The organism is Loktanella sp. IMCC34160, assembly GCF_004145845.1.
GTDB lineage: Bacteria > Pseudomonadota > Alphaproteobacteria > Rhodobacterales > Rhodobacteraceae > SELP01.
Window position 1 is genome coordinate 425,783 of sequence record NZ_SELP01000001.1, and the last position, 25,851, is coordinate 451,633.

The following is a 25,851-nucleotide window of genomic DNA, read 5'->3' on the forward strand; positions in this document are numbered from 1 at the left end:
ATTTTTTGCAAGAATCAATGCACTACTGGTCAAAGGTAATGTGGACATGACGCAACAGTATCGTGCCAATAAGCGACCGGGGCCCGCGCAAACCTCGTGTCACGCGGGCCCCGAAATGTCTGAATTCTGCAAGTTTAGTTGGTGCAGGGGATCGGGATTTCCACCACTTCCGCGCCGCGGCGGGTCCGGATGGTGCAGACCTGTTCCTGTTCAGGGGCGACCTGCTGTTCTTGCGGGGTAATCCCCAGAAGCGTGGCCTGGTCCACTTCGATGGCCAGCGACACAGCGGTGTCCCCTTGGCCGACAAGGGCCAGCGACAGTTCCCCGGACCGCTGCGCGGTGGCAAGGGCGGCAACCTGTGCCGTGTTCGCCTCGACCGTCACAGTCCGGACCCGGTCCGACACGGCAGACCGGCCGCTGTCGGTGTTCTGGTCGACCGCGACGATGGTCAGGCCGGATTGGATCAGCTTGGTGGTGATCCCGCCGGTTCCGTTCAGCCCGAACTGCGACACGTCACCGGTCCAGTAGACGTCGATCCGGTCGCCGGGACGCAGGAAGCCGGACACGGCGGACCGCACGTTCACGTCGATCGCATAGGCCTGCATGCCGGGGGTCAGTCGCGAATTCAGGCCAGCACTTTCGCCCGGCTCGGTCACCTTGATTGCCAGAACGGGCTCGTTCGGCTCCATCTGGCGGACGACAAGGCGGGGTTTTTCATTCTGGTTCGGGAACAGCTCTTCGCCGGTGCGGAACACGCCTTCGGGCAGGAAGGGTTCGGCGTAGCGGATGATCACCACGTCTTCCGGCTTCAGGGTTTCGCCGTAACCGATCGTCCGGTTGACGGCCAGAACCTCGACGGTCGGAACCGCCTGCGCTGCGACGGCGGCCTGCTGGTCCATCAGGATCTTCTGTTCGTCGAAGTACCCCTTGACCATAAAGACGGCAAAGCCGGCAAGGCCCAGGCCAACGATAAGTACAAGTCCGAAAACCGCACGCATTTGCTCTTCCTCTTAACTCAAGTGGGGCAATGCCCCGGTACGACTGGTCTTTGTGCCAGCTTCTTTGAACTTTGTGTCAGGATCGTGCCCAGTCGATGACCGAAAGATGGAGTTTGGTCCAATTGGAAACGATCGTTTCAGATCGCGATCAATAGGTCGCGATAGATTGCACGCTCAACCGCGCGCCAACGCCCGTCGATTGGTCCAGGGCTCCTTTGCCGATGGTCGTGACCACGGCGATCCCGAGGCCGACGACAGCAGCGGTTAGCACGACCCAGTCGACCGTGACCGCACCTTCGTCGTCCTTCTGGAACTCGATGAACTTGCGAAACATTACACTTCTCCTATTCGCGGAAAGCCCGCATCCCATTCCATCTGAAATGTGCCAACTGAATGTGTTCGATTCGTGATCGGTTGATGGAAATCCGGGGGCGCAAAGCCCAATAAAACAAGGCCCATGGGCCAGACACAGAAAAGGCCGCGGTAAACCGCGGCCCTTCATGCAATCGACTGGCGATTAGTAGGTAACGAGCGACTGAGCCGACAGCTGCGAGCTGATGCGGTCGCCGAGAGCGGTGGTGCCCTGGCCGACCGAGGTCAGAACGGCGATGCCGAGGCCCACGATGGCGGCGGTCAGCACAACCCAGTCAACGGTCACGGCGCCGTCTTCGTCACGACGGAAGTTTTTGATGAAGTTCAGCATTGGTACTCTCCTTGAGTGTCAGGAATTAGTAGGTAACGAGCGACTGAGCCGACAGCTGCGAGCTGATGCGGTCGCCAAGGGCGGTGGTGCCCTGACCAACGGAGGTCAGAACGGCAATGCCGAGGCCCACGATGGCGGCGGTCAGCACAACCCAGTCAACGGTCACGGCACCGTCTTCGTCACGACGGAAGTTCTTGATGAAGTTCAGCATTTCTATCCCTCCTCAGGGTGTTTGCTCGGTTTCGGTCCTCTGCCGGTGGGTGCCGTGCCGCCTCATGTTGGCTCGGTGTCCGACTTGGATGAGGAGATATAGCCAGCGGATTGGGGCGGGAATTGGGCTGCATTCGTGCAATTTTGCATCAAGTCGATTTTTGGGTGAAAAATTAGTTAACGCCATGAAAATGCATAATAAAAAAATCGAAAGGATTGTATCTTTCGCGATTGCCCGCCGTTGACCCAGAACAGAATCGGCCGATTTCGCGGGCGTTTTCGCGCTGGGCTGGCATGGATTCCCATTTGGTGCGATACTTGCCCCAACAACAACGAGGCAGGGCAGAACCGCAATGAAGCGGCGCTTCGCAACGGCAATCACTTTGGCCGCCGTTTTGGCGTGTCAGACGGCTTTGGCCGAAGGCGACCGGCTGCAACCGGACTTTACCTTCAAGCGTGTGACCGTCCCGCAGCCCGGACAACAGCAGTTGATCAATGTTCAGGTCACACCGCGCCCTGACGTTCCGGCTGCCGCCGTCAGCGCCCCCGCACCGGGAACCGATGCCGTGGCGGGTGCCGTGCCGGGCCTGTCGGGGCCTGACTGGTTCTGGGCGGCGATCTCTCCGGCGCTTGAAGACAGCGCGCCGGGGCGGCTGACCCTTGCAACCATCACCCTGTCCAACCCGCCCGAGGGCGAAGGCGTCACCCCGCCGCGCCTGCAATCCCTGCACGAGATCGCAAAGGCCCATGGAACCGACATTCTGCGCACAACGGTCGGCACCCGCGTGTCGCCTGCGCTGGTCCTCTCCGTCATCGCGGTCGAAAGCGCGGGCGATTCCGATGCCCGCAGCCGGGCCGGGGCGCAGGGGCTGATGCAGCTTATGCCGGACACGGCCACACGCTTTGGCGTGACCGATCCCTATGATCCGGCCCAGAATATCGCGGGCGGGGTGGCCTATCTTGATTGGCTGATGGGTGAATTCGACGACGACCCCATTCTTGTCCTTGCCGCCTATAACGCGGGCGAGGGCAATATCCGCGATCATTCGGGCGTCCCGCCCTTTCCCGAAACCCGCAATTATGTGCCCAAGGTCCTGTCGGCCTGGGGCGTGGCGCGGGGCCTGTGCATGACCCCGCCTGAACTGGTGTCAGACGGCTGCGTCTTTACCCTACCTGCTGCTTCCGGAGGCTGACCTTGGCTGACCGACGTCCCCTAGTCCTTGATGTGGACGGAACATTCCTGCGCACGGACATGTTGTTCGAATCCTTTTGGGCGGGCCTTGGCACCGCGCCGATTGCGACGATCAAGGCGGCCTTTGCCAACCTGCGCCGTCCCGCCGCGCTAAAGGCGGCGCTGTACGACATCGCCCCGATCCGCGCGGATTTGCTGCCCGTCAACCCGGCCCTGGCCGAGATCGCGAAGGGCGCACAGGAAGAAGGGCGCGAGGTCATCCTGGCTTCGGCCTCTGATGGGCGGCTGGTGGACAGGTTGGCCCGGGCGCACGGCTTTGACGGGGCGCTGGGATCGACCGCAGAGATCAACCTCAAAGGCGCCAACAAGGCCGAGGCGCTGGTGGCGGAATACGGCGACAAGGGGTTCATCTACGCAGGCGACCACACATCCGACATGGAAATCTGGACCCATGCCAGCCATGCGGTCGTGGTGGGCAGGGCCGGGGGGGCGGCCCGTAAACTGGCCCAAACCGGCCATGGCGTGACCGAGATTCCGGGCGGCTGGCGCATTGCGGACCTGTTCAAGGCCATTCGCCCGCATCAATGGGTCAAGAACGTGCTGCTGATCCTGCCGATGATCGCCGCCCATAATTTCGACCTCTCGACCCTTCTTCTGGTCTGTATCGGGATCGCGGCGTTCTCGGCGGCGGCGTCCTGCATCTATCTGGTGAACGACCTTCTGGATCTCGAGGCCGACCGGCTGCACCCGAAGAAATGCAAACGGCCCTTTGCCAGTGGCGCGGTGCCGATCCGGGTTGGCATGGTGGCGACGCTGGTGCTGGCGCTGATCGCGCTGGGGCTGGGGTGGTATCTTGGGACCGGGTTCCTGATTGTCGTCATCATATATATGACCCTGTCGCTGGCCTATTCGCTGCGGCTGAAACGGATGCGCTGGGTCGATATCTTCACGCTGGCAACGCTCTATACCCTTCGGGTCGTGGCGGGCGCTGCGGCGAGCGGGGTCGACGCATCGGTCTTCATGCTGATCTTCATCTTCCCGATCTTCGTCACGCTGGGCTGCGTCAAGCGGCTGACCGAACTGACGCTGGCCACGAATGACGACCGGTTGCCGGGGCGGGGATACGGACGCCCTGACCGCGAAGACCTGCTGAACGTCTCGGGCCTTGGAATGGCGGGGGCGTTGGTCATCTTTTTCCTCTACAGCCTGTCGGCGCAGGCACAGGCGCTCTACCCCACGCAATGGCTGCTGTGGGTGGCCCTGATCCCGATCGCCTGGTGGCTGCTGCGGATGATCCGGCTGGGCTGGTATGGCAAACAGGACTACGACCCCATCGTCTTTGCGCTAAAAGACAAACGCGGGGTGGGGCTTTTGCTGATGACACTGGCGCTGATGTTTTACGCGGCAGGGCTTTGGCAGGAATGGTTCGGGTTCTAGGGTCTAAAACGACATCTTCTTGAAAATCGGTTCCGGGATCATCCGGATTACCAGCATGATCAGCGCCCAGATTTTCGCGGTGTAGATCACGTTGCGCCGCCGTTTCAACCCGCGGCGGATATCGGCGGAGACGGCCTCTGGCGTGGTCATGAAGGGCTGCTTGCCCAGGTCCCAGGTCATCGGCGTATCCACCGGCCCCGGTTTCACTGTCATCACATGCACGCCCGCGCGGCCCAGTTTGTTGCGCAGCCCGGACAGGTAGGTGGCAAAGCCCCCTTTGGCCGCGCCATAGACATAGTTGCCCAGTCGCCCCCGGTCCCCCGCGACCGACGTGATCCCGACGATGGACCCGCCGCCGCGTTGTTCCAGTTGCGGGGCGATCAGGGTCAGGAACCGGGCCGGGCCGGTGAAACTGTCGGCGATGGTGCCGTCGATCAGGGCCGGATTGGCGTCGATCTGGTCCTGCGGCGGCATGGTGCCGGTGAACACCGCGACATTGGTCATGCCGGACAGGCCGGATGCCTTTTCGACAATCGGGGCAAAGCTGTCCGGGTCGCGCATGTCGATGGGCATCAGATCGACGAAACCGGCCCCACGGGCGCGGCAATCGTTGGCGATTTCCTCCATCACCTCCTGTTTGCGGCCACACAGGATCAGCCCGTGACCCTCTTCGGCCATGTCGCGGATAAAGGCGCGGGCCATGCCGGAGGTGGCCCCAAGAATAATCCATGTGTCGGTCATGCGGGGCTCCTTAGGGTCAATCGGCGGGTCATGTCGGTTTCAAGCAGGTGGTCGGGGTCGGCGGCATTGACCGCATCGCGCCATTTTGGCCAGTCGGGATACATCGCCTTGATCCGCTCGCCGGTGGCCAGCGCGTCCTTGGCCAGATAGAGCCGCCCACCCGCCGCCACCGTCATCTGTTCCAGCGTGGCGATCAGATCAGGGGCCTCGGCCCGGGCCGGGAAATCCACGGCCAGCGTATAGCCCTCCATCGGGAAGGACAGGTATCCGGCGCGCCCCGCGCCCATCCGCTTCAATACAGCGAGCGGAGAGGCGAGGCCGGACCCGGCGATCAGGTCGAGCATGTCGCGCAGTCGGTCCTTTTCACCCAAGGGGACCACGCATTGAAACTGGTGAAACCCGCGTTTTCCATACAGCCGGTTCCAGTCGTGGATCTTGTCCAGCGGAAAGAAGAAATCCGGCATCGACCGCACCACGGTGCGGCCATGGTCCGGCACGCGGCGGTAATAAAGCGCGTTGAACGCTTTCACGATCGGAGCTGAGAGCGCGAAATGCGGTGCGTCCAGCGGAACTGCCTTTGGCGCGCCCCGGCGGGGGATCAACCCGCGGGCCGGTTCCGCCTCTTCCACGATGCCACGGCCAAGTGCCTGTCCCGTCGCCGTCGCGTCGATCCAGCCGACGCAATAGCTGGCGGTGGAGGCATCAAGCATGGCGATATGTTCGTCCCAGCCTTCGGCCCGCCGTTCCGTGACGGTCATCACCGGCCCGGCGCAGCGCTTCATCTGGATCGTGGCCGACAGGATGATCCCGGTCTGGCCCAGCCCGCCCAGCGTCGCCTGCCACAGGGCGCGGTTTCGCGGTGTGATGGTCCGCCGCTGATCCCCCTGAAGCAGGCGGATGCGGGTCACATGCTGGCCGAAACTGCCCGCGTTATGGTGGTTTTTGCCATGCACATCCATGCCGATGGCCCCGCCCACCGTGGCGAACCCCGTGCCCGGCAGAACCGGGGGCAGCCAGCCGCGCGGCGAAAAGACCCGGACGATATCGCCCAGTTGCATGCCTGCCTCGATCTCCAGAAGACCCGTGTCTTCGTCAAAGGACAGGATGCTGTCCAGCCGGGTCATGTCGATGGCCCGGCCGCCGTCGTTCAGCGCGGCATCGCCATAGGATCGCCGCTTGCCAATCGCGGGGGCGATTGCGCTGTCCAGATCGGCCCGGCGGTCGGGTCGGGCCAGATCACCCGTCGCCCGCAGGGCACGGCCCCACCCGGCATAGCTGTCCGTTTTCCAGCGCATCAGCCCGCCCCCAGCGCCCGGATCGAGGCGCGTTCGGCCAGCGGAAAGACCAGAAGCCCGATGCCGATGGCAAACCAGAGCGTGGTCAGCCGGATGATGGCCGTGGCGGGGATCGATACCTCCAGCGGCACACCTTGCAGGCTCAGAAGGGCGACCATTGCCGCCTCTGCCCCGCCGACACCGCCCGGCGCACCGGTCAGCCCGCCCGCAAGGGTCGAAAATGTGAAAATGGCAACTGCCATCCAGAATCCGATGTCCGACCCCATCCAGACGAGCAGGAAATGAAAGGCCAGCCCTTCGGCCAGCCAGCCGGTCAGGCCAAGGATCAGGGCAAAAATGGCGGTTCTCGGGTCCGAAAACACGCCCAGCGACCGGGCCGCCCGACGCACGCGCGCCATAAGTCGTGGGAAGCGGCCGGTCAGCCGGTAGACCCCTTCAGCCATGCCAGACAACAACCGGGGGCGGGTCGCGACAAAGGCCGCGGTCAGGGCAAGCACGACGACCGGTGTAGCATAGGCAATCCCGCCAGTGCCAAGAGTCAGCCCCAGCGCAAGGATCACCGCCATGGCCGCAAGGTCGCTGGCGCGGTCCATCAGGACCAGAGGCGCGGTGCGTTCCACCGCCCAACCGGTTTCACGCCGAAGCCAGCGCATCCGGATCAACTCTCCCACCCGGCCGGGGGTGACAGACATGGCAAACCCGCCAAGGAAATGGCGGATGTCCTGCCAGAACCCTGTGGGCAGGCCCATGCGGCGGGCAAACAGGTGCCAGCGGGCGCCACGAAACAGGTAGTTCACAAGGCTGAGGCCCAGAAGCGCCGCGCCCTGCCACAGATGCAGGCGGGACACCTGGTGCAGCGTTTCTTCCCAGCCCGTCGCGGCGGCCAGTCCGGCCAACCCGGCGATCACAAGCGCGAACAGCCCGCCCAAAAGGGCGATGTCGCGCCAGCGCCTGCGGGGCGACTGGGGGGCGGGGGCTGTGGGGGTCATCGGACCTGCTGCGATATTGCCTGTGTTCATTGCCGCCCGGATAGCGACAGAATTGGGCAAGAATATGGTGCTGTTGCGGAATGGGAAACAATTTTCGGGGCGGCGAGCGGCAGTCTCGACGCCCCGATTTCCCTAGCTGGCCTTCTTCTTGGCCGCAGCTTTCTTTGGCGCGGCCTTTTTCGGGGCGGCCTTCTTCTTGGTGCCCTTCTTGCTGGCCTTTTCATTGACCAGCTCGATCGCCATTTCCACGGTCACTTCGGCCGGGTCCACGTCCTTGGGCAGGGTCGCGTTGACCTTTTCCCACTTCACGTAAGGGCCATAGCGGCCCGCCATCACTGCCATCGCGCCGCCGTCCGGGTGGTCGCCCAGTTCCTTCAGCGGGGCGGCGGCGGTGCGGCCACCACGCGACGCGGCCTTTTGCGCCAGCACTTCCACGGCACGGTTCATCCCGATGGTGAACACCTCGTCCACGTCCTTGATATTGGCATAGACCTTGCCGTGCTTGACGAAGGGGCCGTAGCGGCCGATCCCGGCCTCGACCATCTCGCCATCTTCCGGATGCGGGCCAACCTCGCGCGGGAGGCTGAGCAGCATAAGCGCCTTTTCCAGATCAATTTCAGAGGGTTGCCAGCCCTTGGGCAGGCTCGCGCGGGGCGGTTTGGGCTGATCCTCGGTCGGTTCGCCACGCTGGACATAGGGGCCGAATCGGCCATCGCGCAGGCTGATCGGGTCGCCATTGTCATGGCCCAGAAGCTTTCCATCCGGCCCAACCCCGTCACCCTCGGCGCCCGGGGGGCCGAAGGGGCGGGTATAACGGCATTCGGGGTAGTTAGAGCAGCCGATGAACGCCCCGCCGGACCGGGCCGTGCGCATTGACAGGCGGCCAAGGCCACAGTTGGGGCACAGGCGCGGGTCCGATCCATCCTCGGTCGGGGGGAACAGGTGCGGCTCCAGCACCTCGTTGATCTTTTCCAGAACGTCGGTGATCCGCAGTTCCGCGGTTTCCGCCAACGCGGCGGAAAAATCGCGCCAGAAGCGGCCCAACACGTCCTTGTAGTTCACGTCGCCCGCGCTGACCTCGTCCAGCTCGTTTTCCAGACCGGCGGTAAAGTCGTAGCCCACGTAACGGCGGAAGTAGTTTTCAAGGAAGGCGATGACCAACCGGCCCTTATCCTGCGGAACCAACCGGCCCTTGTCCTTGGTCACATAATCGCGGTCCTGAATCGTGGTCACGATCGAGGCATAGGTGGACGGGCGGCCGATCCCCAGTTCTTCCATCTTCTTGACCAGCGTCGCCTCGGTATAGCGGGGCGGCGGCTGGGTGAAATGCTGTTCGGGGTCGATCTTCTGCTTCTTGGCCGGCTCGCCTGCGGCAAGCTGCGGCAGGCGTTTGTCGTCATCGTCGACCACGCTGTCGTCGCGGCCTTCCTCGTAGACCGCGATGAAGCCTTCGAACTGGACGACCTGACCGGTGGCGCGCAGCACGACCTGCCCATCGGCGCTGCCGATATCGACGGTGGTGCGTTCCATCCGGGCGGCGGCCATCTGGCTGGCGATGGTGCGCTTGTAGATCAGGTCATAGAGCTTGCGCTGATCCGCGTCGGAAATCTTCAGATCTTCGGCCGACCGCATCATATCCGTGGGGCGGATACATTCGTGGGCTTCCTGCGCGTTCTTGGCCTTGTTCTTATACATCCGCGGGCTGTCCGGCAGATAGTTGTCGCCGAATTTCGCCTTGATCGCATCGCGGGCGGCCATCACCGCCTCGGGCGCCATGTCGATCCCGTCGGTCCGCATGTAGGTGATCAGCCCCGCCTCATACAGGCGCTGGGCGGCGGACATGGTCTGGCGCGCGCCCATGCCGAACTTGCGGCTGGCTTCCTGTTGCAGGGTCGAGGTCATGAAGGGCGGAGAGGGGTTCCGGCTGACCGGTTTCGCCTCGACCGATTGCACGGTCAGGTCACGGCTGGTGATCGCCTGAACCGCCAGTTCGGCCTGTGTCGCGTCCTTGATGTCATGCTTGTCGAGCTTCTTGCCCGCCAGAACCGTCAGACGCGCCTCAAACTCGGCCCCGCGCGGGTTTTGCAGGATCGCCTTGACGGTCCAGTATTCCTGCGCGCGGAATGCCTCGATCTCCATCTCGCGTTCGACGATCAGGCGCAGACAGACCGACTGCACCCGGCCGGCCGATTTCGCGCCGGGCAGCTTGCGCCACAGGACCGGCGACAGGTTGAACCCCACCAGATAGTCCAGCGCGCGGCGGGCCAGGTAGGCCTCGACCAGCGGCGCATCGACCTGCCGGGGGTGCTTCATCGCCTCTTCGATGGCGGATTTGGTAATCGCGTTGAAGGTCACCCGGCTGACGGCGGTGTCCTTCTTGATCGCCTTGCGCTTGGTCAGGGTCTCTTGCAGGTGCCAACTGATCGCCTCGCCCTCGCGGTCGGGGTCGGTGGCGAGGATCAGGGCGTTGTCATCTTTCAGCGCGTCGGCGATGGCCTTCACATGCTTTTTTGAATCATTCGCCACCTCCCAGATCATCTCGAATCCGTTGTCGGGATCGACCGATCCGTCCTTCGGGGGCAGGTCGCGGACGTGTCCGTAAGAGGCCAGAACCGTATAGTCGGATCCCAGATACTTGTTGATTGTCTTGGCCTTAGCCGGGGATTCGACGACGACAACGGGCATGGGATTCCTTGGAAACTGGCTGGGACACTATGGCGGCGGAACATGTGGGACGCCGGGGGGCATTGTCAATGTGCCCATCCAACCAATGCGTCGGGGGACGGTATTTTCCCCCTCCGTCGCGGCCAGTTTCGGGGTGAGGCCCTAGTCCACCCGGGCCAGAAGCCCGCCCGCCTGCCGGGTGATCCGACCGTCAAGTTCAAGGTCGACCAGAACCGGGGCGACAGCGGTCGCCGGGGCGGAAAGATCGCGGATCAACTGGTCTTCGGCCACGGGCGATGGGCCGAGCCGGTCAAGGATTAGCTGATGCAGGGCGGCGGTCTGGCGCAGGGTCCGCTTGGGCGCGGGCGGCGGCGTTTCGGGCCGGGGGGGCGGTGCCGCCTGAAGCGGCAGTGCAGGCTGGGCCGGGTCGCCAAGGACTGCGATCACGTCCTCGGCCCCGCGGATCAGGGTGGCCCCGTCACGGATCAGCCGGTTGCACCCGGCGGCGCGCGCATCGAAGGGGTGGCCGGGAATGGCCAGAACCTCGCGTCCCAGTGCCAGCGCGGCGTCGGCGGTGATCAGGCTGCCGGACCGCGCGGCGGCTTCGACCACCACAAGCCCCTGCGCCAGCCCGGCGATGATCCGGTTGCGGGCCGGGAAATGGCGCGCCTGAGGCTGCAGGCCCATCGGCTGCTCCGACAGGATCAGACCCTGTTTGGCGATGTCATGGTGCAGATCGGTGTTTTCGCTGGGGTAGATCACATCGACCCCGCCCGCGACCACGCCGATGGTGCCAAGGGGCAGGGCAGCGGCATGGGCGGCGGCATCGACCCCGCGGGCAAGGCCCGACACGACGACGAACCCGGCCTCTGACAAGTCGGCGGCCAATTTTCGGGCGGTGCGGGTGCCAAGGGACGAGGCGTTCCGCGCCCCCACCATCGCCAGCATCGGCCGGGACAGAAGCGCCGGATCGCCCCGCGACCACAGCATCGGCGGCGCGTCATCCAGCGCGGCAAGGGCTGCGGGATAACCCGGTTCGCCCCGGCAGATGAGCCGCGCCCCAGCGGCCCGCGCGGCGCGCAATTCGGCGGCGATCACACCTTCGGGGCAGGGGGCATAGTCGGCCACGCCAGCGGCACGGGCCACCCCGGGCAATGCGGCAAGCGCATCCTGGGCCGTCCCGTGTTCGCTGAGGAGGCGATAGAATGTCATCACGCCAACCCGGCGCGAGCGCAGCAGGCGAAGCCACGAGAACCGATCGTCTTCCGTGGTGGGTGGGAGTGGGGGGTGAGTGGAAGAAGGGTGTTCTTCGGTCATCCGTGTCTCCGCCTGTTGCTAAGAACAGGTGTAGATTCGGAATGGTTAACCGGCGGTAAAGCTGACCCGGAAATGCCGAAAAACTTTTAGGGGCCGTTTCAGGCCGCCGCCCCACCCACTGTCAGCCCGCCGATCAACAGGCTGGGTTGGCCCACGCCCACCGGCACCCATTGCCCCGCCTTGCCGCAATTGCCGATACCCGGATCCAGCGCCATGTCGTTGCCGATCCCACGGATCTGCTTCATCGCCGTGGCCCCGTCGCCGATCAGGGTCGCGCCCTTGACCGGGGCACCGATGACCCCGTTCTTCACGCGGTAGGCCTCGGTGCAGGAAAAGACGAACTTGCCGTTGGTGATGTCCACTTGTCCACCGCCAAAGCCCACCGCATAGATCCCGTCCTTCAGGTCCGCGACTAGGCTGGCCGGGTCGGCAGAGCCGCCCAGCATGTAGGTGTTGGTCATCCGGGGCATCGGGATATGGGCATAGCTTTCGCGCCGTCCGTTGCCGGTTGGGTCGACCCCCATGAGCCGGGCGTTCTGCCGGTCCTGCATGTAGCCCACCAGAATGCCATCTTCGATCAGGACGTTCTTGCCCGAAGGCGTGCCTTCGTCGTCCACGGTGATCGACCCGCGCCGGTCGGGAATGGTGCCATCGTCCAGAACGGTCACGCCCTTTGCCGCGACCTGCTGGCCCATCAGCCCGGCAAAGGCGGAACTGCCCTTGCGGTTGAAATCCCCCTCAAGCCCGTGGCCAACGGCCTCGTGCAGCAGGATACCGGGCCAGCCGGGCCCAAGGACCACGTCCATGACGCCCGCCGGGGCGGCTTCGGCGTCAAGGTTCACCAGCGCGATGCGCAGCGCCTCGCGCACCTGCGCCTCCCACGTTTCGCGGCGGATCAGGCCGGACAGGTCGGTGCGCCCGCCGCCGCCCGCGCTGCCGGATTCGCGGCGTCCGCCCTGCTCGACGATCACCGAGACATTCAGCCGGGCCATCGGGCGGGTGTCGGTGACCAGCTGCCCGTCGGGCCGCAGGATCACCACCTCCTGATGCGAGGCAGCCAGATTGGCCGACACCTGCACCACGCGCGGGTCCAGCCCGCGGGCAAAGGCGTCGATCTCGCGCAAGACGTCGATCTTGGCGGGGAAGGTCGCGGCCAGCATCGGGTCGGCGTCGCTGTAAAGCCTGCGGTTGGTGGATTTCGGGCCGGGGGCCATGATCCCGCCACCATCCCCCACGGCAAGCCGCGCCGTGGCAACCGCGCGGGCAAGGCTGTGTTCGTCAATGGTGGTGGAATGGGCATAGCCGGCGGTTTCGCCACGCACCGCCCGCAGGCCGAACCCTTCGGAGGCGTCGAAACTTGCCGTGCGCAGCCGGCCATCGTCAAAGGCCAGCATTTCCGACTTGCGGCGTTCAAGGAACAATTCACCGTCATCCGCGCCCGCGGTCGCCTCCTGAACGAGTCTCAGGGCGGTTTCGCGGTCCAAATTCGTCTCGAACGGGCGGAACGGGTCTGTTGTCATGGCGTTTTTTCCTATGCGCGGCGTTGATCTGGGTCAAAAAGCGCCCTTTTGCCGCAATTGGAGTTCTTGAGTTGTCTGTCAGGATATGGGACATGCTTTCCCGGATACAACGGGATTCCATGCCCTTCTGTCGGCATGGCTGTCTCAGGGACGCGGCGATGATGCCGAAAAGAACAGGGTATGACATGCGACTGACCAACCTCGTCTCCAGGCTTTCGGCGACCGCCGGGCTGATTCTCGCAGGCGCCGCCGCTTTTGCGCAGGACGTGACGCAAGACCTTCCGATCGTGGGGGCCCCGAAAGAACAAGGCATCGGCTTCCAGCCCGCCGCGACCGAACTGGCGCGCGACCTTCAGTGGCTGGACGGGATGATCCTGACCATCATCACCTGCATCACGCTTTTCGTCGTGGCGCTGCTGGCCTATGTGATCCTGCGCTACAACAGCCGGGTCAACAAAACGCCCGCGACCTTCACCCATAACTCGCCGCTGGAAGTGGCTTGGACCATCGTTCCGATCGTCATTCTGGTCTTTATCGGTGCCTTCTCGCTTCCGGTTCTGTTCAAGCAGCAGGAAATTCCCGAAGGCGACATCCACATCAAGGTGATCGGCTACCAGTGGTACTGGGGCTATGAATACACCGACGAAGGCATCGCCTTTGAAAGCTTCATGCTGCAGGAAGACGAGATGGAAGAGTTCGGCTACAGCCAGGCGGAATACCGTCTTGCCACCGATACCGCCGTCGTCGTTCCCGTGGGCAAGACCATCGTGATGACCGTAACCGCCGACCCGGCAGGCGTGATCCACTCCTGGACCATTCCGGCCTTCGGCGTGAAGCAGGACGCCGTCCCGGGCCGCAACGCCCACCTGTGGTTCAACGCCGAACGCGAAGGCATCTATTTCGGCCAGTGTTCCGAACTCTGCGGCAAGGACCACGCCTATATGCCGATCACCGTGAAAGTGGTCAGCGAAGAGGCCTATGCCGAATGGCTGGCCGCGAACGGCGCCGGCGCCTGATCGTGACACGGGCGGCCTGATACCCGGGCCGCCTGCGACGCCTTGGCGCGCTGACCTTCGGGCTGGCGCGCTATCTTCACCGGGGACAGCCCCCGGACTGATGGACAAGACATGACCGACGCAAGCCTGCAAGATACGACCTACGAGGCCAGCATGGGTGATTATTTCGCCCTGCTGAAGCCGCGCGTGATGTCGCTTGTGGTCTTCACGGCGCTGGCGGGCCTGTTCGTGGCCCCGGTGCCGGTGCATCCCTTCATCGCTTTTGTCGGCATCCTGTGCATCGCTGTCGGGGCAGGGGCCTCTGCCGCGCTGAACATGTGGTGGGATGCGGACATCGACCGGATCATGAAACGGACCGTCGGCCGCCCGATCCCCTCGGGCCGGGTCCAGCCGGAAGAGGCGCTGGCCATCGGGCTGGCCCTGTCCGGCTTCTCGGTCGTGCTGCTGGGGCTGGCTGCCAATTGGCTCGCCGCCGGGCTTCTGGCCTTCACCATCTTCTTTTACGCCGTGGTCTATACGATCTGGCTGAAACGCTCGACGCCGCAGAACATTGTGATCGGCGGGCTGTCGGGGGCGCTGCCGCCGATGATCGGCTGGGCCGTGGCCACCGGAACCGTCACCGTTGAATCGGCGCTGATGGTCGCGCTGATCTTCATGTGGACCCCGCCGCATTTCTGGTCGCTGGCGATCTTCGTGAAGTCCGACTATGGCCGCGCCGGTGTGCCGATGCTGACCGAAACCCACGGGCGGCGGGTGACCCGCAATCATATCCTTGGTTACATGGTCGCGCTTGTGCCGGTGTCGCTGGCCATCGCGTTTACCTCGATCGGCGGCCCTATTTACCTTGTGACCGCCGTGGCGCTGAACCTGTGGTTTGGCAAGGCCTGCTACGATGTCTGGGCCCGTGCCTCGGAGGACGAGGCAGAGGCGGATCGCTTTGCGCTGGAGCGCCGCGCGTTCAAAGTATCGCTGGCCTATCTGTTCCTGCATTTCACCGCGCTGATGGCCGAGGCCGCGCTGCGTGGCGTAGGCTTTGGGGGCTGGTAAGATGGCAATCAAGGTCGAACATGAACTGCACGAACGGCGCAAGGGCCGCAACATCGGCCTGCTTTTGCTGCTGATCGGCTTTGTCGGGATCGTCTTTGGGCTGACCGTGGTCAAGGTGCTGCAACTGGGCGAGGCGGGGAAATTCGAACGCTTCGACCATGTCGCCCGACCGCAGCTTGAACCTGCAACTCAATCGACGGAGGGCTCTGAATGAAGATTTTCGGAAAAACCGTTGAAGGGCCGCAGAAGACCGTACTGCAACTTGTCAGCGTTGTGCTTCTGATGGGCGGGCTGGCCTGGGCCTCGGTGCCGTTTTACAACTGGTTCTGCCGGGTCACGGGCTTTGGCGGCGTCCCGAACGTGGCCGAGCGGGGCAGCGACGTGGTTCTGGATCAGGAAATCACGATCCGCTTCGATGCGTCGATCGAACGCGACATGCCCTGGACCTTTGAACCGGTCGAACGGGAAATGACCGTGAAGATCGGGCAGACCGCGCTGGCCTTCTATCGGGCGACGAACACGACCGATGTGCCGGTGGCCGGACAGGCTGCCTATAACGTCACGCCCTATCAGGCGGGGCAGTTTTTCGACAAGATCGAATGCTTCTGCTTCACCGAACAGGTGCTGCAGCCGGGCGAAACGGCGATGATGCCGGTCAGCTTTTTCGTTGACCCGGCCATCGTGGACGACCGCGAAGGCAAATACATCCACACGATCACGCTGGGATACACTTTCTACCAGATCGACCTGCCGGAAGAAGAACAGCAGGCCGCTTTGACAAACGTGGCGCCAGCCGCCATAGAAACGAACTAGGGACCAAGCCGCAGGGAACGACCGACATGGCTCACGAAAAGAACCACGACTACCACATTCTACCGCCTTCGATCTGGCCGTTCACCGGCGCCATCGGGGCCTTCATCATGCTGTTCGGCGCCGTGCTGTGGATGTCTCCGCAGGCCTCGTCCAACCAGCCCTACGTCTTCCTGATCGGCCTTGCCCTGGTGCTCTACACCATGTTCGCCTGGTGGTCGGATGTCGTGTCCGAAGGCGAAGGCGGCGTTGACCATACCCCGGTCGTTCAGATCGGTCTGAAGTATGGCTTCATCCTCTTCATCATGTCCGAGGTGATGTTCTTCTTCGCCTGGTTCTGGAGCTTCTTCAAACACGCCATGTACCCGATGGGGCCGGAAAGCCCGGCGGTCGATGGCGTCTGGCCGCCGGCCGGCATCGAAACCTTCGATCCGTGGCACCTGCCGCTGATGAACACCCTGATCCTGCTTCTGTCCGGCTGTGCCGCGACCTGGGCGCACCACGCGCTGGTGCATGAAAACAACCGCCGCGACATCAAGCAGGGGCTGATCCTAGCGGTGCTGCTGGGCGTGCTGTTCACGTTCTTCCAGGCCTACGAATACAGCCACGCGGCCTTTGGCCTGTCGGGCAACATCTATGGCGCCAACTTCTTCATGGCGACCGGTTTCCACGGCTTCCACGTGATCATCGGCACCATCTTCCTGCTGGTCTGCCTGATCCGCGTGCAGCGCGGCCACTTCACCCAGCAGCAGCACGTCGGCTTCGAGGCCGCCGCCTGGTACTGGCACTTCGTGGACGTTGTCTGGCTGTTCCTCTTCGCTGCCGTCTACATCTGGGGCGGCTAAGCAGGCGCGGGGTTGACCCCGCCCCCGCTTTGACAAACAACATCGGACGCGCGGGGAACCTGCCCCGCGCGTTCCCTTTTGAGAAGACAGGAGAAGCGACCATGCGGCGCTTGTTCTTCCCGGTCCTGATGGGCGTTACCGGCTGCGCGGTCCTTCTGTGGCTGGGCACCTGGCAGCTGCAGCGGCTGGACTGGAAACTGGACCTTCTGGCCATGATGGACGCGCGGATCGCACAGGATCCGGTGCCCCTGCCGGACAGTCCCGACTATGACACCCAGAACTACCTGTCGGTCCGGATGACCGGCGTGGCGGTCGGGCCGGAACACCGGGTGTTCACATCGGGCACCGCGATGGGGATCGGCTACCGGATCATCACCGCCTTTGAAACCACCGACGGGCGGCGCGTCCTGCTGGACCACGGCCTCTTGCCCGAGGCGCGCAAGGCCGAACCGCCGCTGCCGCAGGTCGACGTGGTCAACGAGGTGACAGGCAACCTGATCTGGCCGGACGACAAGACCTCCTCGACCCCCGATCCCGACCTTGCAAGCAACCTTTGGTATGCGCGGGATGTCACCGCCATGGCCGAGGTGCTGCAAACCGAACCGACCATGGTTGTCCTGCGGACCGCGTCGCACCCGGACCCGCGTTTGACGCCGCTGCCCGTAGACACATTCGGGATCAAGAACGATCACCGTGAATATGCCATCACATGGTTCCTCTTGGCTCTGGTCTGGGCCGTGATGACCTTGTATCTGATCTATCGCATCCGCAGGGACGAAAACTAATGCGCTATATCTCGACCCGGGGTCAGGCCCCGGCGCTGACCTTCGAAGACGCAATGATGACCGGGCTGGCCCGCGACGGGGGCTTGTATGTGCCCGAAACCGTGCCGACCCTGACCAAGGACGAGATCGCGGCGCTGGCAGGCAAATCCTATGAAGAGATCGCCTTTGCGGTCATGCGCCCGTTCATCGGCGACACATTCACGGATGCGGAATTCAAGGGGCTGATCGACGCCGCCTATGCAGGCTTTGGCCATGCCGCCCGCGCGCCGCTGGTGCAGCTTGCGCCGAACCATTTCCTGTTGGAACTGTTCCACGGCCCGACGCTCGCGTTCAAGGACTTCGCGATGCAGCTGATCGGCCAGATGTTCCAGGCCTCGCTGACCCGGTCCGGCAAGCGGATCACCATCGTTGGTGCAACCTCGGGCGATACCGGCTCTGCCGCGATCGAGGCGTTCAGGGGGCTCGACAACGTCGATGTGTTCATCCTGTTCCCGCATGGCCGCGTGTCCGAGGTGCAGCGCCGCCAGATGACCACGCCCGCAGAAGCGAACGTGCACGCGCTGGCGCTGGATGGCGACTTCGACGATTGTCAGGCCGCGTTGAAGGATATGTTCAACGACTTCGCGTTCCGGGACGAGGTCGGTCTTGCCGGGGTCAATTCGATCAACTGGGGCCGGGTTCTGGCGCAGGTGGTCTATTACTTCTCCTCTGCCGTCAGCCTTGGGGCGCCGCACCGCGAAGTCAGCTTTACCGTGCCGACCGGCAATTTCGGTGACATCTTCGCGGGCTATATCGCCAAGCGGATGGGGCTGCCGATTGACCGGCTGGTGGTCGCCACCAACCAGAACGACATCCTGCACCGGACGCTGGAAACCGGCGTCCAGAAGAAACAGGGCGTCTCCCCCTCGATCAGCCCGTCGATGGATATTCAGGTCTCCTCCAACTTCGAACGCGCCCTGTTCGACGCCTATGGGCGCGATGGCGGGGTGGTGGCCGAACAGATGGCCGACCTGAAGGACAAGGGCGAGTTTCACGTCAGCCAAGGGGCCTATGACTGGCTGAAGGAACAGTTCGACAGCGGTCGGGCATCCGAGGAGGAAACGCTGGCCACGATCCGGTCGGAAAAGACCGCCTCGGGCGAGCTTTTGTGCCCGCATTCCGCCGTAGGCGTGAAAGTGGCCGAAGGGTTCCTGTCCGAGGTGCCGATGATCACGCTGGCCACGGCGCACCCGGCCAAGTTCCCCGACGCGGTGGAACGGGCCTCCGGTATCCGGCCCGCCCTGCCGCCGCGCATGGCCGACCTGTTCGACCGGGACGAACGGGTGACCCGCGTCCCCAATGACCTTGGCGCGCTGACCGCGCTGATCCGCGAAAGGCGCCGCGCTTGACCGTCCAACTGCACACGCTTCCCAACGGCCTTCGGATCGTGACTGAAAACATGCCGGGGCTGAAATCGGCCTCGATCGGGGTTTGGGTCATGGCCGGGGGGCGGCACGAACGGGCCGAACAGAACGGGATTGCCCATTTCCTTGAACATATGGCGTTCAAGGGCACCAAGACCCGCAGCGCGCTTCAGATCGCCGAACAGATCGAGGATGTGGGCGGCTATATCAACGCCTATACCAGCCGGGAAACCACCGCCTATTACGCGCGGGTGCTGGAAGAGGACGTGCCGCTGGGACTTGACCTGATCGCGGATATCCTTGTGAACCCCGTCTTCGACCCCGCCGAGATCGAGGTGGAGCGCGGCGTGATCCTGCAAGAGATCGGGCAGGCGCTGGATACGCCCGATGACATCGTGTTCGATTGGTTGCAGGAAGCGGCCTATCCCGATCAGCCGCTGGGCCGGACGATCCTTGGCCCGGTCGAACGGGTCCGGGCCTTTACCCGCGATGACCTCGCAGGCTTCGTCGGGGAACGCTATGGGCCGGACCAGATGATCCTGGCGGCGGCGGGGGCGGTCGACCATCAGGCGATCGTGCGGCAGGCCGAGGCGCTGTTCGGGCATCTGCCCCGCGTCCGCGCGGCCGAAAAGGCGGTGCCGGCCCTGTTCAAGGGCGGCGAACACCGGGCGCTGAAGCCGCTTGAACAGGTGCATTTCGCGCTGGCCTTCGAAGGGCCGGATTACCGCGACCCGATGATCTTTGCTGCGCAGATCCATTCCATCGCCCTGGGCGGCGGAATGTCGTCGCGTCTGTTCCAGGAAATCCGCGAACGGCGGGGCCTGTGCTATACCATCTTCGCGCAGGCCGGGGCCTATGACGACACCGGCATGACGACCGTCTATGCGGGCACATCCGCCGAACAGATCGCCGAACTGGCCACCATCACCGTGGATGAAATGAAGCGCGCCGCCGAGGACATGACCGAGGCCGAGGTCGCCCGCGCCCGGGCCCAGATGAAGGCCGGGATGCTGATGGGGCTGGAAAGCCCGTCGAACCGGGCCGAACGTCTGGCGCGGATGCTGCAGATCTGGGACCGCATTCCCAGCCTTGAGGAAACCGTGGACAAGATCGACGCGGTGACCGTCGACGAGGTGCGCCGGTTCGGCGAAGACCTTGTCGGGCGGGTGGGAACGGCGCTGGCCGTCTATGGCCCGGCAGAGGCTGCCCCGCGGCTGGAGGAGATCCGCGAAAGGCTTGTCGCCTGATGCTTGGGACCCGGCGCAAGGTTCGGATCGAAACCGAACGGATGACCCTGCGCCCGCCGATGCATGGCGATTTTCGGGATTGGGCCAACCTGCGCCGGATCAGCCGCGATTTCCTGACCCCGTGGGAACCCACCTGGGCCGAGGATCACCTGAGCCGCAAGGCCTTTACCAACCGGGTCTATTGGGCGCAGCGGTCGATCAACAACGGATCGGCGGTGCCGCTGTTCCTGATCCGGCGCGAGGATCAGGCGCTCTTGGGGGCGATCACACTGGACAATATCCGGCGCGGCCCGGCGCAGGCGGGCACCACCGGATATTGGATCGGCGAACCCTACGCCCGGCACGGATACATGCGCGAGGCGATCACGGCGCTGGTCCACTATGCCTTTACCAACCTTGACCTGAGCCGGATCGAAGCGGGCTGCCTGCCGGAAAACACGCCGTCGCGCAGCCTGCTGGAAACCTGCGGCTATAAATATGAGGGCGTGGCGCAAAGCTATCTTCAGATCAACGGACGCTGGCGCAATCATGTGCTTTACGCCAACCTGCGCCATGACCGGCGCGGCAAGACCGGGGTCGGTCTGGCCTGAGGGGGCGGTGGGTTGAAACCCACCTTACGATTGAGGGGCGCTGCCCCACTGGCCCGGTGCCCGGGCCATTCACCCCGGAGTATTTGGGGCAAAATGAGAGTGGGGGAGTAAGGTGGGTCTTGACCCACCCTGCGCGAGAGGGCGGACAGGATGCTGAACCCAGCGACGGCAGAGTTTGTTGGAGGCCTGGCAGCCCGCCTTGCGCCCGGTGCGCTGCGCGCGGGCGCCGGGTATTTCGAAGAACCGCGCGGCCGCTGGCAGGGGCAGGGTTTCGTCCTGGCACCCGCCAATACCGATGAGGTGGCCGAGATCGTCCGCGCCTGTGCGGCGGCGGGCGTGGGGGTCGTGCCCTATGGCGGCGGCACCGGGCTGGTGGGCGGGCAGATTATGGCCGATGGCCCCGCGCCCGTGGTCCTGTCGCTGGAGCGAATGACCCGGGTTCGCGACCTGCTGCCCAGCGAGAACGTCCTGGTGGTCGAGGCGGGCGCGATCCTCGCCGATGTGCAGGCCGCTGCCGCCGGTGCCGACCGGTTGTTCCCCCTGTCCCTCGCCTCGGAAGGGTCGGCGCGGATTGGGGGCCTTCTGGCGACCAACGCGGGCGGGGTCAACGTGCTGCGCTATGGCAACGCCCGGGCGCAGGTTCTGGGGCTTGAGGTGGTGACGGCGCAGGGCGAGGTCTGGAACGGGTTGACCCGGCTGCGCAAGGACAACACCGGCTATGACCTGCGCGACCTGTTCATCGGATCAGAGGGCAGCCTTGGGATCATCACCGCCGCCGCGCTGCGCCTGTCGCCCCGGCCCGCCGCCCATGGGGTGGCGATGCTGGCGGTGCCCGATCCCGCGGCGGCGCTGGACCTGCTGGCGCTGGCGGGCGCGCGGGTCGGCGAAACCATTTCCGCCTTCGAACTGATCCACCGGCAGGGCCCCGATTTCCTGTCCGAGGTCGGGCCTGAGGTGTCCCGCCCCTTTGCCGAACAGCCCGATTGGATGGTTCTGATCGACCTTGGCCTGCCCACGGGCATTGTGCCGGTCGATGTTCTGGAAAGCCTCTTCGCCGAGGCGTTTGCGGCTGGGATCGTCACCGACGGGGTGGTGGCCAGTTCCGATGCGCAGGCCGCCGCGCTTTGGTCGATCCGGGAATCTATCCCGTTGGCCAATCGGCGGATCGGGTCGATCTCGTCCCATGACGTGTCTGTGCCCCTGTCGCTGATCCCTGAATTCATTGACCGGGGCGGGCGGGCGTTGGCCGCGATGGGCGACTTCCGGATCAATTGTTTCGGGCACCTTGGCGACGGGAACCTGCATTACAACGTCTTCCCGCTTCAGGGGCGGGACAAGGCGGAGCATCTGGACCAGCGCGAGGCGATCAAGACCTGCGTCCATGACCTTGTGCATGAGCTGGGCGGATCGGTCAGCGCCGAACACGGGGTCGGGCGGCTCAAGGTGGGGGACCTTGAACGCTATGCTGATCCGGTGAAATTGCAGCTGATGCGCCGGATCAAGGACGCGCTGGACCCCGCCGGGATCATGAACCCCGGCGCGGTGCTGCGGGCGAAAGGCTAGACGTTGAGCAGCAGGTGTTCCCGTTCCCACGGGCTGATCACCTGCAGGAACTCTTCGTATTCTGTGCGCTTCACGATGGAATAAACCCGCGCGAATTCCTCGCCCAGAACCTCGTGCATTTCGGTTGCCGCTTCGAACACGTCCAGCGCGTCGCCCATGACGCGGGGGATGTCTTCCTCTCCGTCATAGGCATCGCCCTTGAACTGCTTGGCGGGCCAGCATTCGTTCATCATCCCAAGATAGCCGCAGGCCAGCGAGGTCGCGATCCCGAGGTAGGGGTTGCAATCCATTCCTGCCAGCCGGTTTTCGATCCGGCGGCTGGCCGGGCTGGACAGCGGCACCCGGATACCGGTGGTGCGGTTGTCGCGACCCCAGGCCAGGTTGATCGGCGCGGCGTGGTCGCGGACATAGCGGCGATAGCTGTTCACATAGGGCGCCAGAACAGCGATGGCCGAGGGCAGGTATTTCTGCATCCCGCCAAGGAAGTGGAAAAAGGCATCGGTCTCGCCACCCTGCGGACCCGAGAAGATATTCTGCCCGGTTTCGATATCCACCACCGAATGGTGGATATGCATGGCGCTGCCCGGTTCTTCGGCAATCGGCTTGGCCATGAAGGTGGCGAAGCAATCGTGGCGCATCGCCGCCTCGCGGATCAAGCGTTTGAAATAGAACACTTCGTCGGCAAGCTTGACGGGGTCGCCGTGCAGCAGGTTGATCTCCAACTGGCCGGCGCCGCCTTCCTGGGTGATCCCGTCAATCTCGAACCCCTGCGCCTCGGCAAAGTCGTAGATATCGTCGATCACCGGGCCGAATTCGTCGACGGCGGTCATGGAATAGGCCTGACGCGCGGCGGCGGGGCGGCCCGACCGGCCCATCATCGGCTCGATCTTCTTGGCCGGATCAAGGTTCCGGGCAACAAGGTAGAACTCCATCTCCGGGGCGACCACGGGTTCCCAGCCTTGCTTGCGATACAGATCGACCACCCGCTTCAGCACATTGCGCGGGCTGTAGGGGATCGGCCGGTCCTTGCGGTCATAGGCGTCGTGGATCACCTGAAGCGTCCAGTCCCCGGTCCAGGGCGCGGCGCTGGCGGTGGACATGTCCGGTTTCAGGATCATGTCGCGTTCGATAAACCCTTCCTCGCCCGCGGCTTCACCCCAGTCACCGGTGATGGTCTGGTAGAAGATGGAATCGGGCAGGTGGAAATAGGGTTGCTTGCCGAACTTCGAGGCCGGAACGGCCTTGCCCCGCGCGATGCCAGGCAGGTCCGAGATGATGCATTCCACCTCGTCCAGCCTACGGCCGGTCAGGTATTCCTTGGCCGCGTCGGGCAGTTTTGATGTCCAGTCGGTGCTCATGGGTCAGAGCTTTCTCTCATTGAAGAACCGGGCGATGCGCTGCGCAAAGGCGGCGTTGTCGACGGGCCGGTCCGTATTGTCGATCGCCGCGTCCAGCAGCGGGTCAGGCACGACACCCCGACCTCGGGTTTCGGCAAGCCCCTTTACAAAGCCCGGTTCAAACTCCGGGTGGGGTTGCACGGTGAAGGCGCGGGTGTCGTAGACCAACGCCGCGTATTTGCAGAAATCGTTGCTGGCGCAGACCTCGGCCCCGTCGGGAATGGCGGTGACCTGATCCTGATGCCATGCGTTCAGCACGACCGTTTCGCCGCCCATGTCGTATTCGGTCCGGCCCACGGCCCAGCCGCCGGCGAATTTCTCGACCTTGCCGCCAAGGGCCTGCGCGATGATCTGATGGCCAAAGCAGACCCCGACCATGGGGACGGCGGCGGCAAAGGCGCTGCGGATGAAATCCTCCAGCAGGGGGATGAACGGCAGGTCGTCATAGGCCCCGTGCCGCGACCCGGTGATCAGCCAGCCGTCACAGTCCTGAACGCCCTGCGGGAAGTCCATATCCACGACGGAATAGACCGCCGTGTCGAATCCCCGGTCGCCCAGCATCTTTTCAAAAAACGATCCGTAGTCGCCCCAATCATCCTTCAGGGCGTCGGGCGAATGCCCTGCTTGCAAAATACCGATCTTCATGGGTCACCAATGGTGTTGTCAGGGGTCAGGTTACGCGCGCTTGTGATTTGCCACAAGCGGGCTGTCAGACCGTGTCGAGGTAGAGGTCCAGCTTTTCGTTTGGGCTAAGCTCGCGGAAGTAATGCAGTTCCTGCCGCTTGGTCAGAACGAAGTTCTGGATCAGCTGTTCCGGCAGGATCCGCTTGGCCAGCGCGCTTTCTTCCAGCGCGTCGATCGCTTCGGCCCATGTGGCGGGGATCTGCGGAAGATCCTGTTCATAGGCGTTTCCGGAAATCGGTGGCGGCGGGGTCAGCCCGTCCTCGATCCCCACGAGGGCAGAGCCAAGCACGGCGGCAAGGAACAGGTAGGGGTTCACGTCGCCCCCGGCGACCCGGTGTTCCACCCGGCGCCCGGCGGGGCTGCCGCCCGGCACGCGGACACTGGCGGTGCGGTTTTCATAGGCCCAGCAGACCCCGGTCGGCGCATGGCTTTCAGGCACCAGCCGGTCGTAAGAGTTGCCATGCGGGGCGAAGATCAGCGCAAGGTCGGGGATGCCCATCAGACAGCCCGCGATCGCCTGCCGCAGCAGCGGCGTGCCTTCATGCGTGCCGTCGGCAAACAGGTTGTTTCCGTCCTTGTCGATGACCGAGAAGTGCACATGCATCCCGTTCCCGGCGTAGTCTTCATAGGGCTTGGCCATGAAGCTGGCGGCCATGTCATGTTTCCGCGCCAACCCGCGCACCAGCATCTTGAACAGCCATGCATCGTCGGCGGCGCGCAGGGCGTCGTCCACATGGACAAGGTTGATCTCGAACTGGCCAAGGCCGACTTCGGATGTGGCGGCCTCGGTCTCGATCCCCATAAGGTCGCAGCCGTCGTAAAGATCGTTGAAGAAGTTGTCGAAGGCGTCCAGCGCCCGAAGCGACAGGATTTCCGCGCCCGGACGGCGCTTGCCGGACCGGGGCGAGGCGGGCTGCCGCAACTCGCGACCCGAATCGTCGACAAGGTAAAACTCCATCTCGGTCGCCACGACCGGGGTCATGCCGAGCGCCTTGTACCGGTCCACCACGCGGGCCAGCGCATGGCGCGGATCGCCGCCAAAGGGCTGTCCGTCTTCGGTATACATCCACAGCGGCAACAGCGCCGAAGGAGAGTGGAGCCAGGGCATCGGAACATAGCCCCGCTCGGTCGGTTGCAGCACGCCGTCGGGGTCGCCGATTTCAAAGACGAGCGGGCTGTCTTCGACATCCTCGCCCCAGATATCAAGATTCAGCACCGACAGGGGGAACCGCATCCCCTCTTCTTCGATCTTGCGGGCAAAGCGGATCGGGATCCGTTTGCCGCGCGCCTGTCCGTTCAGGTCCGCCGCCCCGGCGCGGATGCTTTTGTATTCCGGGTGGGCGTCAAGCCAGCTTGTCATGGTCTCACCTATGGGGGACCAGGGCACGGTGGCGAATG

General features: G+C 64.1%; 25 protein-coding genes. 12 read left to right on the forward strand and 13 right to left on the reverse strand.

The window, feature by feature from the left end:
- Positions 1-134 precede the first annotated feature (134 nt).
- The 4 genes from cpaB to EU803_RS02105 form a co-directional block, all read right to left on the reverse strand.
- Positions 135-998, reverse strand: a complete 864-nt coding sequence (gene cpaB / locus EU803_RS02090; RefSeq protein ID WP_129679271.1) for a Flp pilus assembly protein CpaB — start codon at positions 996-998, stop codon at positions 135-137.
- Positions 999-1,146: 148 nt separating this feature from the next.
- Positions 1,147-1,332: a hypothetical protein gene (locus tag EU803_RS02095; protein ID WP_129679273.1), complete on the reverse strand. Its 186-nt coding sequence runs from the start codon at positions 1,330-1,332 to the stop codon at positions 1,147-1,149.
- A gap of 183 nt (positions 1,333-1,515) precedes the next feature.
- On the reverse strand, positions 1,516-1,701 hold the full coding sequence (locus tag EU803_RS02100; protein WP_129679275.1) for a hypothetical protein: 186 nt from the start codon (positions 1,699-1,701) through the stop codon (positions 1,516-1,518).
- A 25-nt stretch (positions 1,702-1,726) separates the two neighbouring features.
- Positions 1,727-1,912 (reverse strand): hypothetical protein, encoded by a 186-nt coding sequence (locus tag EU803_RS02105; RefSeq protein WP_129679275.1) that lies wholly within the window; start codon positions 1,910-1,912, stop codon positions 1,727-1,729.
- A 352-nt stretch (positions 1,913-2,264) separates the two neighbouring features.
- Here EU803_RS02105 and EU803_RS02110 point away from each other — a divergent pair, with 352 nt between their 5' ends.
- Together EU803_RS02110 and EU803_RS02115 are read left to right on the forward strand one after the other, a co-directional pair.
- Entirely contained in the window at positions 2,265-3,104 is an 840-nt protein-coding gene (locus EU803_RS02110; RefSeq protein WP_129679277.1) for a lytic transglycosylase domain-containing protein, read from the forward strand.
- A 2-nt stretch (positions 3,105-3,106) separates the two neighbouring features.
- Positions 3,107-4,540 (forward strand): UbiA family prenyltransferase, encoded by a 1,434-nt coding sequence (locus tag EU803_RS02115; protein ID WP_129679279.1) that lies wholly within the window; start codon positions 3,107-3,109, stop codon positions 4,538-4,540.
- 3 nt (positions 4,541-4,543) lie between these two features.
- Here the strand turns inward: EU803_RS02115 and EU803_RS02120 are convergent, their stop codons facing one another.
- The 6 genes from EU803_RS02120 to tldD all read right to left on the reverse strand — a co-directional run bounded on the left by EU803_RS02120 (position 4,544) and on the right by tldD (position 13,066).
- Positions 4,544-5,281 carry an SDR family NAD(P)-dependent oxidoreductase gene (locus EU803_RS02120; RefSeq protein WP_129679281.1) on the reverse strand — a complete coding sequence of 246 codons (738 nt, stop codon included), beginning with the start codon at positions 5,279-5,281 and terminating at the stop codon, positions 4,544-4,546.
- The gene (locus tag EU803_RS02125; RefSeq protein ID WP_129679283.1) at positions 5,278-6,576 is read right to left on the reverse strand and encodes an FAD-binding oxidoreductase; all 1,299 of its coding nucleotides are present in this window, start codon (positions 6,574-6,576) and stop codon (positions 5,278-5,280) included. Before EU803_RS02125 ends, EU803_RS02120 begins: the two co-directional genes overlap by 4 nt.
- A complete protein-coding gene (locus EU803_RS02130; protein WP_129679285.1) occupies positions 6,576-7,565 on the reverse strand; it encodes a lysylphosphatidylglycerol synthase transmembrane domain-containing protein in 990 nt (329 codons plus the stop codon). The genes EU803_RS02125 and EU803_RS02130 overlap by 1 nt, the downstream gene beginning before the upstream one ends.
- Before the next feature lie 132 nt (positions 7,566-7,697).
- Positions 7,698-10,250, reverse strand: coding sequence for a type I DNA topoisomerase (gene topA, locus EU803_RS02135; RefSeq protein ID WP_129679287.1), 2,553 nt, complete (start codon positions 10,248-10,250; stop codon positions 7,698-7,700).
- Between the two features lie 141 nt (positions 10,251-10,391).
- Positions 10,392-11,546, reverse strand: a complete 1,155-nt coding sequence (dprA, locus tag EU803_RS02140; protein WP_129679288.1) for a DNA-processing protein DprA — start codon at positions 11,544-11,546, stop codon at positions 10,392-10,394.
- Positions 11,547-11,644: 98 nt separating this feature from the next.
- Complete coding sequence (gene tldD, locus EU803_RS02145) at positions 11,645-13,066, reverse strand: metalloprotease TldD (protein ID WP_129679290.1); 1,422 nt, start codon at positions 13,064-13,066, stop codon at positions 11,645-11,647.
- A gap of 185 nt (positions 13,067-13,251) precedes the next feature.
- Between tldD and coxB the strand changes: the two genes are divergently transcribed.
- From coxB to EU803_RS02195, 10 genes are all read left to right on the forward strand, one after another.
- The gene (gene coxB, locus EU803_RS02150) at positions 13,252-14,082 is read left to right on the forward strand and encodes a cytochrome c oxidase subunit II (protein ID WP_129680139.1); all 831 of its coding nucleotides are present in this window, start codon (positions 13,252-13,254) and stop codon (positions 14,080-14,082) included.
- 111 nt (positions 14,083-14,193) lie between these two features.
- Positions 14,194-15,129 (forward strand): heme o synthase, encoded by a 936-nt coding sequence (gene cyoE, locus EU803_RS02155; protein ID WP_129679291.1) that lies wholly within the window; start codon positions 14,194-14,196, stop codon positions 15,127-15,129.
- A 1-nt stretch (position 15,130) separates the two neighbouring features.
- Positions 15,131-15,343, forward strand: coding sequence for a hypothetical protein (locus tag EU803_RS02160; RefSeq protein WP_129679293.1), 213 nt, complete (start codon positions 15,131-15,133; stop codon positions 15,341-15,343).
- Positions 15,340-15,942, forward strand: a complete 603-nt coding sequence (locus EU803_RS02165; RefSeq protein ID WP_129679294.1) for a cytochrome c oxidase assembly protein — start codon at positions 15,340-15,342, stop codon at positions 15,940-15,942. Before EU803_RS02160 ends, EU803_RS02165 begins: the two co-directional genes overlap by 4 nt.
- 26 nt (positions 15,943-15,968) lie before the next feature.
- Complete coding sequence (locus tag EU803_RS02170; protein WP_129679296.1) at positions 15,969-16,784, forward strand: cytochrome c oxidase subunit 3; 816 nt, start codon at positions 15,969-15,971, stop codon at positions 16,782-16,784.
- A gap of 101 nt (positions 16,785-16,885) precedes the next feature.
- Positions 16,886-17,569: an SURF1 family protein gene (locus EU803_RS02175; protein ID WP_129679298.1), complete on the forward strand. Its 684-nt coding sequence runs from the start codon at positions 16,886-16,888 to the stop codon at positions 17,567-17,569.
- A complete protein-coding gene (gene thrC / locus EU803_RS02180) occupies positions 17,569-18,957 on the forward strand; it encodes a threonine synthase (RefSeq protein ID WP_129679300.1) in 1,389 nt (462 codons plus the stop codon). Before EU803_RS02175 ends, thrC begins: the two co-directional genes overlap by 1 nt.
- Entirely contained in the window at positions 18,954-20,219 is a 1,266-nt protein-coding gene (locus EU803_RS02185; protein ID WP_129679302.1) for a pitrilysin family protein, read from the forward strand. The genes thrC and EU803_RS02185 overlap by 4 nt, the downstream gene beginning before the upstream one ends.
- Entirely contained in the window at positions 20,219-20,809 is a 591-nt protein-coding gene (locus tag EU803_RS02190; protein ID WP_129679304.1) for a GNAT family protein, read from the forward strand. Before EU803_RS02185 ends, EU803_RS02190 begins: the two co-directional genes overlap by 1 nt.
- A 150-nt stretch (positions 20,810-20,959) precedes the next feature.
- Positions 20,960-22,372 (forward strand): FAD-binding oxidoreductase, encoded by a 1,413-nt coding sequence (locus tag EU803_RS02195; protein ID WP_129679306.1) that lies wholly within the window; start codon positions 20,960-20,962, stop codon positions 22,370-22,372.
- On the opposite strand, the gene EU803_RS02200 is transcribed toward EU803_RS02195, so the two are convergent.
- From EU803_RS02200 to EU803_RS02210, 3 genes are all read right to left on the reverse strand, one after another.
- Positions 22,369-23,730, reverse strand: a complete 1,362-nt coding sequence (locus tag EU803_RS02200; RefSeq protein WP_129679308.1) for a glutamine synthetase family protein — start codon at positions 23,728-23,730, stop codon at positions 22,369-22,371. The two genes, EU803_RS02195 and EU803_RS02200, sit on opposite strands and share 4 nt — an antisense overlap.
- 3 nt (positions 23,731-23,733) lie before the next feature.
- Positions 23,734-24,414: a type 1 glutamine amidotransferase gene (locus EU803_RS02205; protein WP_129679309.1), complete on the reverse strand. Its 681-nt coding sequence runs from the start codon at positions 24,412-24,414 to the stop codon at positions 23,734-23,736.
- A 64-nt stretch (positions 24,415-24,478) separates the two neighbouring features.
- The gene (locus EU803_RS02210; protein ID WP_129679311.1) at positions 24,479-25,813 is read right to left on the reverse strand and encodes a glutamine synthetase family protein; all 1,335 of its coding nucleotides are present in this window, start codon (positions 25,811-25,813) and stop codon (positions 24,479-24,481) included.
- Between the last annotated feature and the right edge of the window lie 38 nt (positions 25,814-25,851).

Bases quoted from the DNA above. Each gene is read 5' to 3' on its own strand.
- cpaB (WP_129679271.1), bottom strand. From the start codon at position 998: ATGCGTGCGGTTTTCGGACTTGTACTTATCGTTGGCCTGGGCCTTGCC.
- EU803_RS02095 (WP_129679273.1), bottom strand. From the start codon at position 1,332: ATGTTTCGCAAGTTCATCGAGTTCCAGAAGGACGACGAAGGTGCGGTC.
- EU803_RS02100 (WP_129679275.1), bottom strand. From the start codon at position 1,701: ATGCTGAACTTCATCAAAAACTTCCGTCGTGACGAAGACGGCGCCGTG.
- EU803_RS02105 (WP_129679275.1), bottom strand. From the start codon at position 1,912: ATGCTGAACTTCATCAAGAACTTCCGTCGTGACGAAGACGGTGCCGTG.
- EU803_RS02110 (WP_129679277.1), top strand. From the start codon at position 2,265: ATGAAGCGGCGCTTCGCAACGGCAATCACTTTGGCCGCCGTTTTGGCG.
- EU803_RS02120 (WP_129679281.1), bottom strand. From the start codon at position 5,281: ATGACCGACACATGGATTATTCTTGGGGCCACCTCCGGCATGGCCCGC.
- EU803_RS02125 (WP_129679283.1), bottom strand. From the start codon at position 6,576: ATGCGCTGGAAAACGGACAGCTATGCCGGGTGGGGCCGTGCCCTGCGG.
- EU803_RS02130 (WP_129679285.1), bottom strand. From the start codon at position 7,565: ATGACCCCCACAGCCCCCGCCCCCCAGTCGCCCCGCAGGCGCTGGCGC.
- topA (WP_129679287.1), bottom strand. From the start codon at position 10,250: ATGCCCGTTGTCGTCGTCGAATCCCCGGCTAAGGCCAAGACAATCAAC.
- dprA (WP_129679288.1), bottom strand. From the start codon at position 11,546: ATGACCGAAGAACACCCTTCTTCCACTCACCCCCCACTCCCACCCACC.
- tldD (WP_129679290.1), bottom strand. From the start codon at position 13,066: ATGACAACAGACCCGTTCCGCCCGTTCGAGACGAATTTGGACCGCGAA.
- coxB (WP_129680139.1), top strand. From the start codon at position 13,252: ATGCGACTGACCAACCTCGTCTCCAGGCTTTCGGCGACCGCCGGGCTG.
- cyoE (WP_129679291.1), top strand. From the start codon at position 14,194: ATGACCGACGCAAGCCTGCAAGATACGACCTACGAGGCCAGCATGGGT.
- EU803_RS02160 (WP_129679293.1), top strand. From the start codon at position 15,131: ATGGCAATCAAGGTCGAACATGAACTGCACGAACGGCGCAAGGGCCGC.
- EU803_RS02165 (WP_129679294.1), top strand. From the start codon at position 15,340: ATGAAGATTTTCGGAAAAACCGTTGAAGGGCCGCAGAAGACCGTACTG.
- EU803_RS02170 (WP_129679296.1), top strand. From the start codon at position 15,969: ATGGCTCACGAAAAGAACCACGACTACCACATTCTACCGCCTTCGATC.
- EU803_RS02175 (WP_129679298.1), top strand. From the start codon at position 16,886: ATGCGGCGCTTGTTCTTCCCGGTCCTGATGGGCGTTACCGGCTGCGCG.
- thrC (WP_129679300.1), top strand. From the start codon at position 17,569: ATGCGCTATATCTCGACCCGGGGTCAGGCCCCGGCGCTGACCTTCGAA.
- EU803_RS02190 (WP_129679304.1), top strand. From the start codon at position 20,219: ATGCTTGGGACCCGGCGCAAGGTTCGGATCGAAACCGAACGGATGACC.
- EU803_RS02195 (WP_129679306.1), top strand. From the start codon at position 20,960: ATGCTGAACCCAGCGACGGCAGAGTTTGTTGGAGGCCTGGCAGCCCGC.
- EU803_RS02200 (WP_129679308.1), bottom strand. From the start codon at position 23,730: ATGAGCACCGACTGGACATCAAAACTGCCCGACGCGGCCAAGGAATAC.
- EU803_RS02205 (WP_129679309.1), bottom strand. From the start codon at position 24,414: ATGAAGATCGGTATTTTGCAAGCAGGGCATTCGCCCGACGCCCTGAAG.
- EU803_RS02210 (WP_129679311.1), bottom strand. From the start codon at position 25,813: ATGACAAGCTGGCTTGACGCCCACCCGGAATACAAAAGCATCCGCGCC.